The 18,375-nt window shown below is 41.3% G+C and carries 22 protein-coding genes; 8 read left to right on the forward strand and 14 right to left on the reverse strand.

Annotated elements, in window-relative coordinates; translation table 11 throughout:
• Position 1: 1 nt before the first annotated feature.
• The 7 genes from sspA to zapE all read right to left on the reverse strand — a co-directional run bounded on the left by sspA (position 2) and on the right by zapE (position 5,915).
• Positions 2 to 640, reverse strand: coding sequence for a stringent starvation protein SspA (sspA, locus tag BTO08_RS11325; protein WP_105061011.1), 639 nt, complete (start codon positions 638 to 640; stop codon positions 2 to 4).
• A gap of 85 nt (positions 641 to 725) precedes the next feature.
• Positions 726 to 1,463 (reverse strand): cytochrome c1, encoded by a 738-nt coding sequence (locus BTO08_RS11330; RefSeq protein WP_105061012.1) that lies wholly within the window; start codon positions 1,461 to 1,463, stop codon positions 726 to 728.
• Positions 1,460 to 2,725: a cytochrome b gene (locus BTO08_RS11335; RefSeq protein ID WP_105061013.1), complete on the reverse strand. Its 1,266-nt coding sequence runs from the start codon at positions 2,723 to 2,725 to the stop codon at positions 1,460 to 1,462. Before BTO08_RS11335 ends, BTO08_RS11330 begins: the two co-directional genes overlap by 4 nt.
• Complete coding sequence (gene petA / locus BTO08_RS11340) at positions 2,725 to 3,315, reverse strand: ubiquinol-cytochrome c reductase iron-sulfur subunit (RefSeq protein WP_105061014.1); 591 nt, start codon at positions 3,313 to 3,315, stop codon at positions 2,725 to 2,727. Before petA ends, BTO08_RS11335 begins: the two co-directional genes overlap by 1 nt.
• A 377-nt stretch (positions 3,316 to 3,692) precedes the next feature.
• Positions 3,693 to 4,085, reverse strand: coding sequence for a 30S ribosomal protein S9 (gene rpsI, locus BTO08_RS11345; protein WP_005371189.1), 393 nt, complete (start codon positions 4,083 to 4,085; stop codon positions 3,693 to 3,695).
• A gap of 15 nt (positions 4,086 to 4,100) precedes the next feature.
• Positions 4,101 to 4,529 (reverse strand): 50S ribosomal protein L13, encoded by a 429-nt coding sequence (rplM, locus tag BTO08_RS11350; RefSeq protein ID WP_005371187.1) that lies wholly within the window; start codon positions 4,527 to 4,529, stop codon positions 4,101 to 4,103.
• Between the two features lie 282 nt (positions 4,530 to 4,811).
• Positions 4,812 to 5,915, reverse strand: coding sequence for a cell division protein ZapE (gene zapE, locus BTO08_RS11355; protein ID WP_105061015.1), 1,104 nt, complete (start codon positions 5,913 to 5,915; stop codon positions 4,812 to 4,814).
• 181 nt (positions 5,916 to 6,096) lie between these two features.
• Here zapE and zapG point away from each other — a divergent pair, with 181 nt between their 5' ends.
• From zapG to degS, 3 genes are all read left to right on the forward strand, one after another.
• Positions 6,097 to 6,555 (forward strand): Z-ring associated protein ZapG, encoded by a 459-nt coding sequence (zapG, locus tag BTO08_RS11360; protein ID WP_105061016.1) that lies wholly within the window; start codon positions 6,097 to 6,099, stop codon positions 6,553 to 6,555.
• A gap of 111 nt (positions 6,556 to 6,666) precedes the next feature.
• Positions 6,667 to 8,037, forward strand: coding sequence for a Do family serine endopeptidase (locus BTO08_RS11365; protein WP_105061017.1), 1,371 nt, complete (start codon positions 6,667 to 6,669; stop codon positions 8,035 to 8,037).
• Positions 8,038 to 8,166: 129 nt separating this feature from the next.
• Positions 8,167 to 9,249, forward strand: a complete 1,083-nt coding sequence (gene degS, locus BTO08_RS11370; RefSeq protein ID WP_105061018.1) for an outer membrane-stress sensor serine endopeptidase DegS — start codon at positions 8,167 to 8,169, stop codon at positions 9,247 to 9,249.
• Positions 9,250 to 9,336: 87 nt separating this feature from the next.
• Here degS and murA read toward each other — a convergent pair whose 3' ends face one another.
• Genes murA through mlaF form a run of 7 tightly spaced genes read right to left on the reverse strand, consistent with a single transcriptional unit; the run spans position 9,337 to position 14,008 of the window.
• Entirely contained in the window at positions 9,337 to 10,587 is a 1,251-nt protein-coding gene (gene murA, locus BTO08_RS11375; RefSeq protein ID WP_105061019.1) for a UDP-N-acetylglucosamine 1-carboxyvinyltransferase, read from the reverse strand.
• Positions 10,588 to 10,598: 11 nt separating this feature from the next.
• Complete coding sequence (gene ibaG / locus BTO08_RS11380) at positions 10,599 to 10,853, reverse strand: BolA family iron metabolism protein IbaG (protein ID WP_005371165.1); 255 nt, start codon at positions 10,851 to 10,853, stop codon at positions 10,599 to 10,601.
• A gap of 19 nt (positions 10,854 to 10,872) precedes the next feature.
• On the reverse strand, positions 10,873 to 11,190 hold the full coding sequence (locus tag BTO08_RS11385) for an STAS domain-containing protein (RefSeq protein WP_198038438.1): 318 nt from the start codon (positions 11,188 to 11,190) through the stop codon (positions 10,873 to 10,875).
• Positions 11,187 to 11,822 (reverse strand): phospholipid-binding protein MlaC, encoded by a 636-nt coding sequence (gene mlaC / locus BTO08_RS11390; RefSeq protein ID WP_105061020.1) that lies wholly within the window; start codon positions 11,820 to 11,822, stop codon positions 11,187 to 11,189. Before mlaC ends, BTO08_RS11385 begins: the two co-directional genes overlap by 4 nt.
• An 8-nt stretch (positions 11,823 to 11,830) precedes the next feature.
• Positions 11,831 to 12,310 carry an outer membrane lipid asymmetry maintenance protein MlaD gene (gene mlaD, locus BTO08_RS11395; protein ID WP_005371156.1) on the reverse strand — a complete coding sequence of 160 codons (480 nt, stop codon included), beginning with the start codon at positions 12,308 to 12,310 and terminating at the stop codon, positions 11,831 to 11,833.
• A 57-nt stretch (positions 12,311 to 12,367) separates the two neighbouring features.
• Positions 12,368 to 13,150, reverse strand: coding sequence for a lipid asymmetry maintenance ABC transporter permease subunit MlaE (gene mlaE, locus BTO08_RS11400; RefSeq protein WP_105061339.1), 783 nt, complete (start codon positions 13,148 to 13,150; stop codon positions 12,368 to 12,370).
• A 57-nt stretch (positions 13,151 to 13,207) separates the two neighbouring features.
• Complete coding sequence (gene mlaF, locus BTO08_RS11405) at positions 13,208 to 14,008, reverse strand: phospholipid ABC transporter ATP-binding protein MlaF (protein ID WP_005371151.1); 801 nt, start codon at positions 14,006 to 14,008, stop codon at positions 13,208 to 13,210.
• 521 nt (positions 14,009 to 14,529) lie between these two features.
• Here mlaF and BTO08_RS11410 point away from each other — a divergent pair.
• The 5 genes from BTO08_RS11410 (at position 14,530) to lptB (ending at position 18,323) form a co-directional block, all read left to right on the forward strand.
• Complete coding sequence (locus BTO08_RS11410; RefSeq protein WP_105061021.1) at positions 14,530 to 15,489, forward strand: calcium/sodium antiporter; 960 nt, start codon at positions 14,530 to 14,532, stop codon at positions 15,487 to 15,489.
• 14 nt (positions 15,490 to 15,503) lie between these two features.
• On the forward strand, positions 15,504 to 16,475 hold the full coding sequence (locus BTO08_RS11415) for a KpsF/GutQ family sugar-phosphate isomerase (RefSeq protein ID WP_105061022.1): 972 nt from the start codon (positions 15,504 to 15,506) through the stop codon (positions 16,473 to 16,475).
• A gap of 62 nt (positions 16,476 to 16,537) precedes the next feature.
• Positions 16,538 to 17,101: an LPS export ABC transporter periplasmic protein LptC gene (gene lptC / locus BTO08_RS11420; RefSeq protein WP_105061023.1), complete on the forward strand. Its 564-nt coding sequence runs from the start codon at positions 16,538 to 16,540 to the stop codon at positions 17,099 to 17,101.
• Positions 17,082 to 17,588 (forward strand): lipopolysaccharide transport periplasmic protein LptA, encoded by a 507-nt coding sequence (lptA, locus tag BTO08_RS11425; protein WP_045149788.1) that lies wholly within the window; start codon positions 17,082 to 17,084, stop codon positions 17,586 to 17,588. Before lptC ends, lptA begins: the two co-directional genes overlap by 20 nt.
• A gap of 9 nt (positions 17,589 to 17,597) precedes the next feature.
• Positions 17,598 to 18,323, forward strand: coding sequence for an LPS export ABC transporter ATP-binding protein (lptB, locus tag BTO08_RS11430; protein WP_005371141.1), 726 nt, complete (start codon positions 17,598 to 17,600; stop codon positions 18,321 to 18,323).
• Positions 18,324 to 18,375: the final 52 nt, after the last annotated feature.

The raw sequence follows: 18,375 nt of genomic DNA on the forward strand, positions 1-18,375 counted from the left end.
ATTACTGGCCAGCTAAACGCATTTCACGTTCAGCTTCAGTCAATGAAGCTAGGAAAGAGTCACGTTCAAATACACGTGTCATGTAAGTTTTCACTTCTTTTGCGCCAGCACCACTTAGTTCAATACCCATTTCAGGTAGACGCCATAGTAGTGGAGCAAGGTAACAGTCAACCAAGCTGAACTCATCACTCATGAAGAATGGGAATTCTGCAAACACTGGTGCTAATGCAAGTAACTCTTCACGTAATTGCTTACGTGCTTTGTCAGCTTCATCGGCAGTACCAGCATTAATTTTCTCTGCAAGTGAGTACCAGTTACGCTCAACACGGTACATCATTAGACGGCTGTTACCACGAGCAACAGGGTAAACCGGCATTAGAGGTGGGTGAGGAAAACGCTCATCCAAGTACTCCATAATGATGTTCGCTTGGTATAGTGCTAATTCACGATCAACCAATGTTGGAACTGACTGGTATGGATTCAGCTCTAACAGATCTTCAGGTAGATTCAATGGATCAACCAGCTCGATTTCAACACTAACACCTTTCTCGGCTAGTACGATACGCACCTGATGGCTGTAGATGTCTGAAGCATCAGAATACAGAGTCATCACAGAGCGTTTATTGGCAGCAACAGCCATCAACCCCTCCAGTATATTTAATACACAAAAAGCAATGGAGGCTTAAGCCCCCATTGCGAGATTCTTAACCCACTAGATTACCTTATCAGTGGACATCACGCCAATATTCTTTCTTCAACAATACTGTTAAAACAAAGAATACCGCAATAAAGCCCATCACCCACAAGCCCATTTGTTGTCGTTCCAGTTTCATTGGCTCTGCAGAGTAATCAAGGAAGTTAACCAAATCACGTACCATATCGTCATATTCTTCGGCGTTCAGCTCTCCGGTACCATCAGATTCGATCCCAACAAACTCTTGAACTTTCTCACCGTCAATCATTTTGGTCTCAAATGCTTTATGTGGTGCACCTTGTAACTCTTCGAGAGCATGCGGCATACCTACACTTGGGAATACTAAATTATTAACACCAAATGGACGACTAGGATCGGCATAGAAGGATCGTAAGTAAGTATAGATCCAATCAGTACCTCGAACACGCGCAACCAAGGTTAAGTCAGGAGCAGGTGCGCCAAATGAGGCTGACGCATACTCGGTTGAAATTGCATTTGTCATCAAGTCACCAATTTTGGCATTTTGATCAAAAATCAAATTCTCTTTCATTAACTTTGGTGGAATACCAAGATCTTCTGCCACTCTCTCGTAGCGTTGGTATTCAGTTGAATGACATCCAGAACAATAATTCATAAATGTCTTTGCGCCACGTTGAAGTGATGCTTTGTCTGTTAAGTCATTATTCGCCGCATCTAAAGGTACATTGCTACCTGCCGCAAAAGCAAAAGTAGGAAGCATTGCCAGCAGCGTTACAATCAATTTTCTCATTTGAATGTCACCCTCTCTGGCAGCGGTTTCGTTGCCTCATTTTTACTGTAAAAGAACAATAAAATGAAGAACATAAAGTAAGCAAAGCTAAAGATCTGTGCAAGCAATGTATAAGTAGGAGTTGCCGGTAACGTACCTAAAACACCTAGTGCAATAAAGCTAACAGTGAACTGACAAATATTGATAAAGTGCACTTTGCTACGATAACGGAAAGAGCGAACTTTACAGCGATCGAACCACGGTAACAGGAATAAAAAGACAATCGATGCTCCCATTGCCGCCACACCTAATAACTTATCGGGTACCGCACGCAAAATCGCATAGAACGGCGTGAAATACCAAACTGGCGCAATGTGCTCAGGTGTTTTTAGTGGATTTGCAGCTTCAAAGTTTGGCGGCTCAAGGAAATATCCCCCCATTTCAGGGTTAAAAAAGATCACATAGCTAAAGAAAAAGGCGAAAACTGCAACACCAATCAGATCTTTAACTGTTCCATAAGGATGAAATGGGATTGAATCAATGATGTCATACTTGTTGCTGTAGTATTCATGAAAACGAAATTGTGTTTTATACCCTTCACCTTTAGAGCCCTTAGGCAGTTTTGTCTCAATACCATCTGGGTTATTTGAACCCACTTCATGAAGTGCTAATACGTGCAACACAATGAGCAACAACAATACGATTGGCAGCGCAATAACATGTAATGCAAAGAAACGGTTTAGCGTTGCCCCTGAGACAACATAGTCCCCTCGAATCCAAAGAGTTAGATCGTCACCGATTACAGGTATTGCCCCAAATAGCGAAATAATTACCTGTGCGCCCCAGAATGACATTTGTCCCCATGGCAACAAATATCCCATGAACGCTTCAGCCATAAGAATGAGAAAAATCAACATACCGAATAACCACAGTAGCTCACGAGGCTTTTGATAAGATCCGTAGATCAAGCCGCGGAACATATGCAGATAAATCACTACAAAAAATGCGGAAGCGCCTGTTGAGTGCATATAACGCAGTAACCAACCATATTCTACATCTCGCATGATATATTCAATGGAAGCAAATGCCCCCTCACCTGATGGTACATAGTTCATGGTTAACCAGATCCCAGTTACGATCTGATTAACAAGCACTAACATGGCAAGAGAACCAAAGATATACCAAAAGTTGAAGTTTTTCGGCATTGGATATTCAGATAAATGCTTTCTATAAGCATTCGTGACGGGTAAACGTTTTTCAATCCAACCTAGTAGCGCATTCATTATACGGCCTCCCCATCAACACCAACGATAATCGTGTTGTCATCTAAGAATTGATATGGAGGTATCACGAGATTCAATGGCGCAGGCACGCCTGCAAACACACGACCGGCCATATCAAAAGTAGATCCATGACATGGACAGAAGAACCCTGACGATACGCCATTTACTTGTTCATTAAAGCTATCGGGTAAGTAAGTGGGAGAGCAGCCAAGGTGAGTACAAATACCCAAGGCTAAAAAGATTTCAGGCTTTACTGAACGGAATTCATTTTGTGCATAAGATGGCTGCTGAGGCTCTTCTGATGAAGGATCTCGCAATTCACCATCATGGGTACTTAACTCTTGTAAAACAGCCTTGCTGCGACGAACAACCCACACAGGTTTGCCTCGCCACTCAACGCGAACCATTTGTCCATCTTCTAATTTACTGATATCAACTTCGACAGGGGCACCGGCGGCTTTTGCTTTTGCACTCGGATTCCATGATTTAATAAAAGGAACGGCAACAGCTGCAGCTCCTAACCCGCCAACAACCGAGGTTGTTGCGGTCAGAAAGCGACGTCGTCCTTTGCTTACTGGCGCATTGCTCATCCAATATTCTCCCTTACTCCCGACTTGGATTATTATTATGTCCTTATGCGTCCCTGGAGCTACGGCTAACTTCCAACGAAAAGGTAACAGTAAAATTACAAATTCAAACTGTTTCCAACATAAAAAGGATATGTAACAGACCATATTTTGACAAGTTAAAGCTACTTTTTTGCAATAAATGTGAGAAAAACACTCTTTTTTACAACCCAAAGATAACGTCGTTACTCAAAACTAATTTTTTGCTGCATAGAGAGCGGTGAGAAATGAAGAGGACAAAGTAGGAAGTTGATAGCTTACTTATTAATAAATAAAAAAAAGCCCAACCCGAAGGTTGAGCTTTCTGTACACAGTAACCAGATAAAATCTGGAAGCGAAAATTAACGCTTAGAGAACTGTGGACGACGACGTGCTTTACGTAGACCAACTTTCTTACGCTCAACGCAACGAGCGTCGCGAGTAACGTAGCCAGCTGCACGTAGAGCAGGACGTAGAGTTTCATCGTACTCCATAAGAGCGCGAGTGATACCGTGACGGATTGCACCAGATTGACCAGTGATACCACCACCTTTAACAGTGATGTATAGGTCTAGGTTCTCTGTCATTTCAACAAGCTCTAGAGGTTGACGAACAACCATACGCGCTGTTGGGCGGCCGAAGTATTCTTCGATGCTACGCTTGTTGATAACGATGTTGCCAGTACCCGGTTTGATGAAAACGCGAGCTGCTGAGCTTTTACGGCGACCAGTGCCGTAGTATTGATTCTCTGCCATTGTCATAATTCCCAATTAGATGTCTAGTACTTTAGGCTGTTGTGCAGCATGGTTGTGCTCAGTACCTGCGTAAACTTTTAGCTTACGGTACATAGCACGGCCTAGAGGACCTTTAGGAAGCATGCCTTTAACAGCAGTTTCAATAACCATTTCTGGTTTCTTGTCGATTAGCTTATCAAAGCTGATTGACTTAAGGCCGCCGATGTAGCCAGTGTGGTGGTGGTACATTTTATCTGTACGCTTGTTACCAGTAACTGCTACTTTCTCAGCATTGATAACTACAATGTAGTCACCAGTGTCAACGTGTGGAGTGTACTCCGGCTTGTGCTTACCACGTAGACGAGAAGCGATTTCAGTTGCAAGACGACCTAGAGTTTTACCTTCAGCGTCAACAACATACCAGTCACGTTTTACAGTTTCTGGTTTAGCAACGAAAGTTTTCATGCTAATTAATACCCAATAATTTAAATAGTTTCACTTACTAGAACCATCAAATGATGATTCCTCTGTATAAGAGCCCAGTCATCACCCCTTCGAGTGGTTGGCACTCCAGGCTTTCGCCTTCACAGGTACGGTGGGTCGCAAGATTATAGGGAAGGGTGAGGAAAAAATCACCTCTTTTCCTAAAAAAAAATGTCTTTTTTTCTTATTAGCTACAATTTAGGGCAAAAGCAGTCGATAAATGCTGATTATCGTTAAATACGATATCCGTTAACGAAACGGTTTTCATGCTAAATGAGGCTTTGCCAAGTAATCATGGCTTTGCATTTCGATTAAACGTGAACAGCATCGCTTAAACTCAAAGGTTAATCGCCCTTGTTGATAAAGTTGTTCAAGAGGTACAGCCGCTGAGATAATTAAAGTAACATTTCGCTCATAGAACTCATCAACCATAGCAATAAAGCGCCGTGCAGCATCGTCTTCCTGCCCCGTAATTTGCGGCACATCAGACAAAATAACCGTATGATAAATATGCGCTATTTCCATGTAATCGTTTTGACTTCGAGACGTTTGGCATAATTGGTTAAAACTGAACTGCACGACACCATCCGCTTCTCGCTGCACCATCAATTGCCGCGCATTAATCGTGATCATTGTTTGCTGATTACGAGGCTCTGAGGTTAATTGTTCGAAATAACGTTTTAAATTCTCTGTTGCACATTCATCTAATGGATAATGATAAATCTCAGCTTGTTCTAATGTTCGTAACCGATAATCAATACCAGCATCAACATTTACTATCTCACAATGCTGTTCTATCAATGCGATAGCTGGTAAAAATCGCGCACGTTGCAAACCATTTCGATATAACTCTGGCGGTGGAATATTCGATGTCGCGACTAAACTAATCCCCCGCTTAAATAACGCTTCAAGCAAGGTGCCTAAAATCATTGCATCGGTAATATCAGAAACAAAAAACTCATCAAAACAAATAATGTCTGTTTCTTGTTTGAATTTATCAGCAACGTGTTCAAGTGGATTTTCCACACCATCTAATTTTTTTAATTCATGATGTACACGATGCATAAACCGGTGAAAGTGCATACGTGTTTTACGTTCTAATGGTAAGCAGTCATAAAAAGTATCAACAAGATAAGTTTTACCTCGTCCTACCCCGCCCCAAAAATATAATCCTTTCACTGGCACAATATCTGCTTTGGTTGAATTAGATTTAAAATAACGTTGGATGAAAGACAGTTTAGGCTCAGGTTTAGGCGCCAATATGCGATGGTATAAATTATCAAGATGGGAAACAGCATTCGCTTGTGCAGGATCAGCAAAAAAATCCGTTTTCTGTAAATCATATTGATATTTTTCTAGTGGCGTCATTCTAACCTTACCTATTACATCCGTGAGTTATCTCTAATTATGAGAGGCAGAGCCACTACATAACTCTTACATCATATTTATTGAGTATCATGTCGCTTAACCTCACGGTATAGTAACGTGACAGCCATCGTTGATAAACATTGATACACGAATATTCGTATAAGTCACAAGGAGTTTATTCATGACCATGACTTGGGCCATTATTATATTTTTAGCAGGGATCTTAATTGGTGCTCTTGCTGTTCGTCTAACAAACAAAAGTGTAAAACAGCAAAAAACACTCAAAAAAGAGCTTGATAAATCAAAGTACGAGCTTGAACAGTTTCGTCAAGAACTCGTTGATCACTTCGCTCGCAGTGCTGATTTACTCGACAATGTAGCTAAAGATTACAGCAAACTTTATGAGCATATGGCGAAAACCTCTACTGAGTTAATGCCAAACCTTCCTGCGCAAGATAACCCTTTTGCAAAACGCATCACGAGTTTAGAAGCAGTGAAAGACGATGCAAAAGAAGATGAGGGTGTTGAGCAAGCACCTCGCGATTATGCCAATGGTGCGACAGGATTATTTAACGGTGAAAACACCGCAGTAACAGAAGAAGAAAAAGCTCAGCTACATGCAGAGCCAAAAGCGAGTTAATTGTCACATTTATTCACTTTCACTTGCTTTTTATTCGTAAAATAGTGAGTGAAAGTGAACTTTGACTTCTTTTTATAGGTCTTAATTTCACTTGTAAACTGGAGTTCAATAATGATTAAAAAGCCTTTTCTTGTTCTTACTGCGTTAGCATTAGGTATCAGTTCTGCTATTACCCCAGTAACTGCAACTGCTGCATTACCGACCTCTGTTAATAGCCAACCTATGCCAAGCCTTGCGCCAATGTTGGAACAAGTCACACCCGCAGTTGTCAGTATTGCCGTTGAAGGTAAACATGTTTCTAAACAGCGTTTACCTGAATCTTTCCGTTATTTTTTTGGTCCAGACTTTCCTTCAGAGCAAGTCCAAGAGCGTCCATTTAGAGGATTAGGCTCAGGGGTTATTGTTGATGCAAAGAAAGGCTATATCGTCACTAACCATCATGTGATTGATGGCGCAGATAAAATCAGTGTTCAACTTTTTGATGGACGTGAAGTCGATGCTAAACTAATTGGTAGCGATGGCATGTCAGACATTGCATTACTACAGATAGACAAACCAGAAAACTTAACAGAAGTAAAACTAGCGAACTCCGATAAATTACGTGTCGGTGATTTTGCTGTCGCAATTGGTAACCCATTTGGCTTAGGTCAAACAGTAACATCAGGGATTGTCTCGGCACTGGGCCGTAGTGGCTTAAATATCGAGAACTTTGAAAACTTTATTCAAACTGATGCTGCGATCAATAGTGGTAACTCAGGCGGTGCATTAGTTAATCTCAATGGTGAGCTAATTGGTATTAACACCGCGATTGTAGGTCCAAACGGCGGTAATGTCGGTATTGGCTTTGCTATTCCCTCTAATATGGTGAAAAGCTTAACTGATCAAATCTTAGAATTTGGTCAAGTAAAACGCGGAATTTTGGGTGTTCAAGGCGGTGAATTAACTGCAGAGCTCGCTAAAACCTTCGGTTATTCAACTAACCACGGTGCATTTGTCAACCAAGTCATGCCTGACTCTTCTGCTGAAAAAGCGGGGCTAAAAGCGGGTGATATCATTACCGAAGTAAACGGCAACCCTATCCGCACCTTCAGTGAGTTACGAGCGAAAATTGCAACAATGGGCGCTGGTAAGGCGCTAACTTTAGGTATTATTCGCGACGGCAAAAAGCAGACCGTTAATGTGACCTTAAAAGCGGCAAGTGAAAATAAAGTGAAGGCTGATAATCTCCACCCTAGCCTAGCCGGTGCTGAATTTACCAATACTGTTGCTGGCGATAAAGTCAAAGGGGTTAAGGTATCAAAACTTGATGAGCGATCTATCGCTGCACGTTATGGCCTACAAAAAGGTGACATTATTATTGGTCTTAACCGTAATAAGATAAATAACCTCGGAGAACTTCGTAAAGCACTTGAAGCAAAACCTGATGTACTTGCGATGGAAGTCAAACGTGGTAACAACGTCCTGTATCTGATCATTAGATAACAATACGTTTCTCATTAACCTTCAAATAAAGTCAGGGTGAAACGGTGCTCTGACTTTATTATTGGTCTCTATAAGTAGGAATGGTATTCTTCTTGCCATTCACTCTCTGTATTATTTTAAGGACTCTTGATGTTGGCTTTCCTTGGTCGTTCTATTTTGCTCGGCCTTATCACAGCATGTGTTGTACTTGTTGCTGTACCAAGTTTGCGCCCATCATCACCGGTGTCTTTACCCCAATTAGACGATGCGCCTGCCCCTTTATCATTTAACTACGCTGTTAAACGCGCTTCGCCTGCGGTGGTGAATATTTATAACCGTCGCTATGAAAATAATGAATCACGACCAGAGCCAGAGTTAATCACCCAAGGATTAGGATCGGGTGTGATCATGAGTGATAAAGGCTATATCGTGACGAACTATCACGTTGTAGCCAATGCTGATCAAGTCATTGTTGCACTGCAAGATGGCCGTATTTTAAACGCGCAACTGATCGGCTTAGATCAATTAACCGATCTCGCGGTTTTGAAAATTAATGCTGATAATTTACCCGTGATCCCAGTTAATCCAGACTACAAAGCGACAGTTGGTGATGTCGTTCTTGCCATCGGTAACCCCTATAACCTTGGTCAAACTACGACCTTTGGTATTATTTCAGCAACAGGGCGTTCAGGCATGAGCTTTTATGGCCCACAAGATTTTCTCCAAACGGATGCCGCGATTAACCGTGGTAACTCAGGTGGAGCATTAGTCAATACCCGTGGAGAGCTCGTTGGTATTAATACCGCTTCTTTCCAACAAGCAACGAATATTGAAACCTACGGTATTTCATTTGCGATTCCTTACCAACTAACCATAAAAATTATGAATAAGCTAATCGCTGATGGGCGCGTTATCCGTGGTTGGATTGGTATTCAAGGACGTGAGATAAACCCTGTTATGGCAAGACTGTATGATGCCAATCAGGTAAATGGGATCATCGTAGAAGGCATGGATCCTAACGGTCCTGCGTCAAAAGCAGGCTTTCAGAAAAATGATATTGTAGTCGAGATTGCAGGTAAACAAGTTACTAATGTGCAAAGCGTTAGAGATATTGTTACTGATATCCGCCCTGGTACGAATGTGAATGTGAAAATTCTACGTGATGGCAAACCAATGATCATTCCTGTAACGGTGGCTAATCGTCCAGCCTCTGAGAATAAGCCAATGCGGTAGTCGTCATTGCAAATAGTGACTATAAAAAACGCCTCACATGTGAGGCGTTTTTTTGTTTAGACATTTCTTATTTAAAAATAAGACACTTTAGATACGTTCGATGTTCATACCTAATGCGCTAAACTTCTGCTCGATAAACTCGTAACCTCGGTCGATATGGTAAATACGATCAACAATCGTCTCACCTTTCGCAATGCTACCTGCAATCACAAGGCTTGCTGATGCACGTAAATCTGTTGCCATCACTTGAGCACCACTTAAACCTGCAGTATCACCACAAATAACAGTGTTACCTTCAATCTCAGCGTGAGCGCCCATACGAATTAACTCAGGGATATGCATGAAACGGTTTTCAAAAATCGTTTCAGTAATAATACCTGTGCCTTTAGCAATGAGGTTCAATAGTGAAAATTGCGCTTGCATATCTGTTGGGAAACCAGGGTGGGGCGCTGTACGGATATTTACCGCTTTCAGCTCACGTCCTGTCATGTCAAGACTGATCCAGTCTTCACCCGTTTCAACCAACGCGCCTGCTTCTTCAAGCTTTGCTAATACCGCTTCCATTAATTCAGGCTTGGTATTACGACACATAATCTTGCCACCAGAAACAGCAGCAGCAACAAGGAAAGTTCCCGTTTCAATACGGTCAGCAACCACTTCGTGGTAACCACCACCAAGACGCTCAACGCCTTCAATGGTAATGGTTGCAGTACCTGCACCTGAAATTTTTGCGCCAAGCGCATTTAAAAATGCAGCTGTGTCTTCAATTTCAGGCTCACGTGCTGCATTTTCAATAACAGTTGTGCCTTCAGCCAATGTTGCTGCTGACATAATCGTTACTGTTGCACCAACACTGACTTTATCCATCACGATATGTGCGCCCTTCAGGCGACCATCAACACTCGCTTTCACGTAGCCTTCATCAAGCGTGATTGTTGCGCCTAATTGCTCTAAACCTACAATATGAAGATCAACCGGGCGTGCGCCAATCGCACAACCGCCAGGTAATGAAACCTGACCTTGACCAAAACGAGCAACCAATGGGCCAAGTGCCCAGATAGAAGCACGCATCGTTTTCACTAAATCGTAAGGAGCACAAAACTCATTCACATCACTTGCATCGATATGAACAGAGCCATTACGTGATACTTTTACGCCTAAACGAGAAAGGAGTTCCATTGTCGTATCGATATCACGTAATTTTGGAACATTTGCAATTTCTACAGGCTCTTCAGCAAGCAAAGCGGCGAATAAAATCGGCAATGCTGCATTCTTAGCGCCAGAAATTGACACTTCACCGCTTAGTGGACCACCGCCCTGAATACGAAACTTCTGCATCATTTACCTCGTTATAACGACATTAGCTTTTTATCACGCATCCATTCTTCAGGTGTATACGTTTTGATACTTAATGCGTGAATGTCGTTTGCTGCAATTCGATCCATCAACGGACCATAAATAGTTTGTTGTTTTTTCACTCGGCTCATGCCGTCAAAAATAGTACTCACTGCAATAACTTCGTAGTGACTACCTTCACCTTTAACAATCACTTCATCAAGATCTAAGGCATTTTCTAAAATTTGTTTAATCTCGGAGATTTCCACAAGCTATCCTCTCTAAAGCTCACTTTATACTAGCGGCTAAAATGGGTTCAACATGGCTCAAGCGTAACAATGTTTTTAGCTGCTCGGGCACATTAAGCAGGGTGAAGTCACATCCTGCGCTGCTTAATTGCTGGTGAAGATGCAATAACATCACCATGCCAGCTGAGTCTACTCGACTCAAACCACCTAGATCGAGCAAGACCTTGTTTGAATCAGGTACCCACTCGTTTCTACGTCGCCAAAAAGCTGGCACTGTGTCACGTTCTAAACAACCTGACAAGCAATATTGGTCATTACCGAGAGCTTGCCATTTGATCCTATCCTCAGACATGATCATTTTTTCTCGATCTGAATTGGCTTAGCAGCAAGATCGCGTAGGTTTTGCGTTACCGCATCGATACCCTTAGTGCGAAGCTCACCACTCCACTCGCTTTGCTTAGTCGAAATCATACTGACTCCTTCAGCAACCATGTCAAATCCTTGCCATTCTTTTGTCTTTTTATTTAAACGAAGTTTAAAATCAAGACGAATAGGTGGGCGTTGATTATCAACAATATCAACACGTACTGACACGATACTGCGATCAGCAGGAACCGCTTTGGCTGGCTCTATCTGGATTTTCTGATCGGTGTACTGCGTTAATACCTGAGCATAAGATGCGACCAAATATTCAGTGAACGCTTCTGTGAACGCATCACGTTGCTCTGCGGTGGTTTTCTTTAAATTTGAACCCAATACTTTATAAGCGGCATAACGTGTATTGATATAAGGCAATAGCTCTTTTTTAACAATAATGCGTAACTCTTCTGGGTTTGCTTGGATCTTCGGTTGCTCTGCTTTTAAGGTTTTAAATAACTGAACAGAAACTTTATCCATCATAGTATACGGATTCGTCTGATCGACTGTTGCCGCTTGTACCAACATCGGTAGGGCAAGAAAAGCCAACATTAGGCATCGTAAAAATTTCATAGGTGCTCCTAGTCTTTTTTGTCACCGCCAATGCTATATAGCACTTGGCCTATCATATCTTCTAATACTAACGCAGATTTCGTGTCTTCAATAAGATCGCCGTTATGTAGCATCTCGACATCGTCATCAACAAATCCTGGGGAAATACCTAAATACTGCTCACCTAAAAGGCCAGATGTTAAAATTGAAGCCGAGCTAGTTTCAGGGAAATAACCAAATTTTTTGTTAATCGATAAAGTAACCATCGGAATGTAGGTTTCTTTATCAAGGTTAATTGCTGTTACTTCACCGACGGTTACACCACCAACTTTCACGGGAGAGCGTACTTTTAAACCACCGATATTATCGAAATGGGCTTTTAATGTGTAACTTTCATTACTACCAAAGCTTTGTAGGTTAGCTACTTTGAAAGCTAAAACTAATAATGCTGCAATTCCGGCTAACATAAAAATGCCAACCCACAGTTCTAAACGTTTATTTTGTTGCATGCTTTTATCCATTTAATTTGTTTTGTCACACTAAGGTCATATTGGTTTCTTTACGAATTAGCTACCAAACATCAGTGCAGTCAAAATAAAATCTAAGCCCAATACGGCCAATGATGAATTCACCACTGTTCGTGTCGTTGCTCGGCTGATCCCTTCTGAAGTAGGAACGGCATCATAACCATTAAATACCGCAATCCAGGTTACCGTTATAGCAAAAGCAACAGCTTTAATTATGCTGTTACCTATGTCATAACTAAAGTTCACTGAAGATTGCATAACCGACCAGAAACTGCCGTAATCAATCCCTTTCCAGTCAACGCCAACAATTTGCGCCCCCCATAAACCAACAACACTAAACATCATCGCTAATAATGGCATTGAGATAACACCAGCCCAAAAGCGTGGCGCAATGACTCGACGCAGCGGATCAACCGCCATCATTTCCATACTTGAAAGCTGTTCAGTCGCTTTCATTAAACCTATTTCAGCGGTAAGTGCAGAGCCTGCTCGTCCAGCAAACAACAGCGCTGTCACTACTGGGCCTAATTCGCGTAGTAAAGACAATGCAACCATTTGTCCTAAGCTCGTTTCGGCACCAAAGTCAGCCAGTACAAGATAACCTTGTAAACTCAGTACCATGCCGATAAACAAGCCAGATACAAGAATAATCGCTATTGATAAAACACCAACTGAATACAGTTGCTTTATTAATAGCGGAAACATTTTTCTTGGCTGAGGCTTACTCACCAATGCGCCAAACAACATTAACGTTGCTCGTCCCATTGTTTGGCATTTTTCAATACCACCTCGCCCTAAATGGGCTATCGCATCAACAATCATTTTTTGCTCGTAATCCATCGAATAATAAATGCGTATAACACGCATCGTGAATAACGCTTAACCAAATAAATCTTGCTCTAATGGCTGCGCTGGGAACTTAAAAGGAACAGGCCCATCAGCATCGCCGTCTAAGAACTGACGTACGCGAGGATCAGGGTTTTCTCGTAATTCTTGAGGGCTACCACTGCCAATAATTTTACCACCTGATAGTAAGTAAACATGATCAGCGATACTCATCACTTCGGGTACATCATGAGAAACGACGACTGATGTCATACCTAATGCTTTATTGAGACTACTGATTAATTGAACTAACACCCCCATCGTAATGGGATCTTGTCCCACAAAAGGTTCGTCATACATCATTAATTCAGGATCTAGGGCAATTGCACGAGCTAATGCCGCTCGACGCGCCATACCACCAGATAACTCATTAGGCATCAATTGTGCCGCACCACGTAATCCTACTGCTTCTAATTTCAATAACACTAAACTACGTAACAAGTCTTCAGGTAAATCAGTATGTTCTCGCAATGGAAAAGCAATATTGTCGAAAACATTCATATCAGTAAAAAGCGCACCCGATTGAAACAACATACTCATTCGTTTACGTGCTTGGTATAAATCACTGCGTTTTAAGGTTGGGATATTCCACTCATCAAACCAAACTTCACCTTTATCTGGCGCAATTTGACCGCCAATCAAACGCAATAATGTTGTTTTACCTATTCCTGAAGGCCCCATGATTGCTGTTACTTTTCCTCGTGGCACATCAAGGGAAATATCATCAAAAATGAATCGTTCACCACGAGAAAAAGTTAGGTTTTTAATCGAAATCAGTATATCGCTTTTAGCCATTGCTTCGTATTCGCCTCTAATTACTGGTAATTTCTCATAAAAAACACTAATTATTATTAAAAATCAGTAAATTATGACTTAACCACAAGAAAAAATCATATTTATCACGTGAAAACCATTATAGCTAAGGATAATAAGGAGAATAAAACATCAACTCAAGTTAGTCGGTTCATATCTGATCTATTGTTACAGTGTTAAGGCATATTGCTGCTAATTCATACGCCAAATACTTGTGTAACAATTCTTATTAACCACATCTTATGTTATTTTAACTCAATAATTGAACGCCATTCAAATACTCATATCAGCCATCAAAAGTAGGACGGTTTTACAATCCTCCCCGATAAATTCACTGTGATTGTTATTTTCCCTCATAAATGTTCACAATAGAGAGAATTAGTCATTTGTTATACTTCCCTTTTGCTTTGCTAACCGTCAAAATCACTCCCTAATATCAAAAGCGATTCAACGCTGGATTTACTGTCCTCGTTTTTAACGTGCCATTTTTAAAAGGGATTAGAATGCTCGAAGCCATTGTATTGCTCTGTGTAGGGTTAGTTTTATTAGTATGGAGTGCCGATCGATTGGTATATGGCGCTGCTGCACTGGCTAAAAATTTTGGTGTTGCGCCACTTGTTATCGGTATGACAATACTGGCAATGGGCTCTTCGGCACCCGAAATGATGGTTTCAGCGACCGCAGCACTTGCCGGTAAAACCGATACAGCGGTAGGTAATGTGCTTGGTTCTAACATCGCTAATATTGCACTAATCTTAGGTATAACGGCAATGTTGAAGCCGCTGTCGATCGGTTCAACCATTATTCGCCGTGAATTACCGCTAATGTTAGGCGTAACCGTTATTGCCGGCCTCTTGCTATGGGATAATTATTTAGGCCGCATGGAAGGCGCTTTTCTTGCCGTGCTTTTTGTCCTGTTTTTACTTGCTATGTTAAAAATCAGCAAGTCGAGCAAAAACGATCCTCTTGCTGAAGAGCAAGAAGCAGAGATCCCAACGGGCGTTAAAAACTCGTCAGCCATTATCTGGGTCTTTATAGGTCTAGGTTTACTGCTTTACTCTTCTGATATGGTAGTAGAGTCAGCCGTTGTTATTGCTAAACACTACGGCATGAGCGACTTAGTGATTGGTTTAACGATCATTGCTGTTGGTACCAGTTTGCCTGAGCTTGCCGCTTCTATCGCAAGTATTTACAAGGGCGAAGATGATATGGCGGTGGGTAATATCATCGGCTCTAATGTCTTTAATATTTTAGCTGTAATGGGTATACCAGGACTGCTGAATCCATCAGTATTAAGCCCTCTCGCGATGGGGCGTGATTTTTATGTCATGCTCGGACTGTCTGTATTGTTATTATTAATGGCATTAGGTAAACGTCGTCGAATCAATCGTGTTGAAGGCGGTATTTTGGTACTGTGCTTCATTGCTTACCAAGCTTACCTATTCTTAAATATTTCCGCATAATGGAGAATAATCAGATGTCTCGCTCCTTTGACTTTAGTAGTCATGGCAAAAAAGTGCTGGATATTGAAATTCAAGCACTACAAAACATCAGCCGATATATTGATGATAGCTTTAACAAAGCCTGTCAGCTGGTACTCGATTGCCAAGGTAAAGTCATTGTGATGGGAATGGGTAAATCGGGCCATATTGGTAGAAAGCTAGCAGCAACACTTGCGAGTACCGGTACACCTGCCTTTTTCGTTCATCCTGGTGAAGCAAGCCATGGCGATTTAGGTATGATCAAACAAGAAGATGTTGTGATCGCAATTTCTAACTCTGGCGAAGCATCTGAAATTTTAGCGTTATTGCCTGTCATTAAACGATTGGGTATTCCCATGATCAGCATGACTGGCAAACCGACGTCCAGTATGGCAAAAATGGCAGTGATAAACTTGCAGATCACTGTAGAAAAAGAAGCTTGCCCCTTAAACCTTGCGCCAACCTCAAGTACGACAGCAACACTTGTGATGGGTGATGCATTAGCGATCTCAGTTATGGAAGCGCGTGGATTTACGGCTGATGATTTTGCTTTGTCTCATCCAGGAGGAGCACTTGGACGAAAATTATTAATGCGTATCGCGGATGTCATGCATACCGGTAAAATGCTGCCTATTATTGAAGAAACAGCCAGCATTAAAGATGCCTTGCTAGAAATATCAAAAAAAGGCTTAGGCATGACAGCTATCGTTAATAATAAGCAACAGCTTAGCGGGATATTTACCGATGGCGATCTACGCCGTTTACTCGATAACCATGTTGATATCCACAATACGAGTATCGGTGATGTGATGTCTTGTAACCCGCAGACCATTTCCCCTCAACTGCTCGCAGCTGAAGGGTTAAAGATAATGGAAGATCGTAAAATAAATGGGTTGCTTGTGACTGAAAACGCTCAACTGGTTGGTGCATTAAACATGCATGATTTATTAAAAGCAGGCGTGATGTAGTAGCATACTCAGTATAACGCGTAACGAATTAGAACAATGAAACATGATAAAGGCTTAAGTCTATGACTTTAAAAAGGCTACTCTATGTACTTCTGGTAATATTTTGTGCATGGTTAGGCTACAACCAACTTGAACAAGTATGGCAAAAAGATCATCAAGTAAAACCTGATGACGAAAAGCCGATGTTCATTGGTAACGATATCAGTAATACAACCTTTGATCCTTCAGGTATTCGTAGTTATCAAATCGATTCAGATCATCTTGAATACTTTGAGAAAAGTGGTCAGACCGATTTTGTAAAACCTGTATTATGGGTATTTAAAGAAGGTAAAAATGCAGAGTGGCGGATCAGTTCCAATACCGCTACCTTAGATAAAAATAATGTACTGAACCTTCATGGTAATGTTCGTATGTTTAACTTATTACCTGATTCAGATATCCAAGTGATCAAAACAGATAACTTGCAATTGAATATTGAAACTCAAGATTTTAATACTCAAGACCATGTCATGATTACAGGCCCTGCCTTCCAAAACCAAGGTGATGGTATGACTGGTAATATGAAACGTAAAGTCGCTAAACTCTTAAAAAATGTGAAAAGCAGATATGAACCGACTGAAAACTAGTGCTCTACTATGCTTATTATGTGTTAGCACATCGTCTTGGGCATTAAAAAGTGATACTAAACAACCTATTAATATCAGCTCTAATAGCCAAGAACTTGATGTACAAAATAACATTGCAACCTTTACTGGTGATGTAAGATTACGTCAGGGCACGATTGATATTCATGCTGATAAAGTTGTTGTAACGCGCCCAAATAGCAATGCCAAAGAGCAAACGATTATTGCTTATGGTAAGCCTGCCACCTTCCATCAAATTATGGATGATGGTAAGCCTATTGATGGCGAAGCATTAAAAATGCGCTATGACACAAAAACAGAATTTTTGAAAATGACGGATCACGCAGTCTTGATTCAAGATGGTAGCGAAATCAAAGGTAATGTCATCACTTATAAGATTGATGAACAACGTTTGGTTGCAAAAAGTGGCGATAAACAACGCGTAACTACCGTCATCCAACCAAATCAATTGAACAATAACAAGAAATAAACAGTATCTATGGCTATTCTAAAAGCAGAACACCTCGCAAAAAGCTATAACGGACGTAAAGTTGTTTCTGATGTTAGCCTTGAGGTTGAATCTGGAAAAATCGTCGGTCTATTAGGGCCTAACGGCGCAGGTAAAACGACATCGTTTTACATGATTGTAGGTTTAGTTGCACGAGATGAAGGTGTGATCACCATTGATGGTGACGATATAAGCCTACAACCCATGCATAACCGTTCACGTATGGGTATTGGTTATTTACCTCAAGAAGCATCGATTTTCCGCCGCTTAAGCGTTTACGATAACTTGATGGCAGTACTCCAGACGCGTAAAGAATTAACGAAAGAAGAGCGCCAGGATAAAGCAGAAGATTTATTGGATGAGTTTAACATCCAGCATATCCGTAACAGTCTTGGTCAATCATTATCAGGTGGTGAGCGACGCCGTGTTGAAATTGCACGTGCATTAGCCGCAAACCCTAAATTTATTTTACTTGATGAGCCATTTGCTGGTGTTGACCCCATCTCTGTGATCGACATCAAAAAGATCATTGAACACTTACGTGATCGTGGGCTTGGCGTCTTAATAACAGACCATAATGTAAGGGAAACACTTGATGTCTGTGAGCATGCGTATATCGTAAGTCAAGGACAGCTAATTGCGAACGGTACACCTGAGCATGTTCTAAACGATGAACATGTTAAGCGCGTTTACTTAGGTGACCAATTCCGCTTATAACACATTACATAGGTCTGCTATTGAAGAAAAAGCCACAGTATAAAAATAATAA

Source organism: Photobacterium angustum (assembly GCF_002954615.1).
Classification (GTDB): Bacteria; Pseudomonadota; Gammaproteobacteria; order Enterobacterales; family Vibrionaceae; genus Photobacterium; species Photobacterium angustum_A.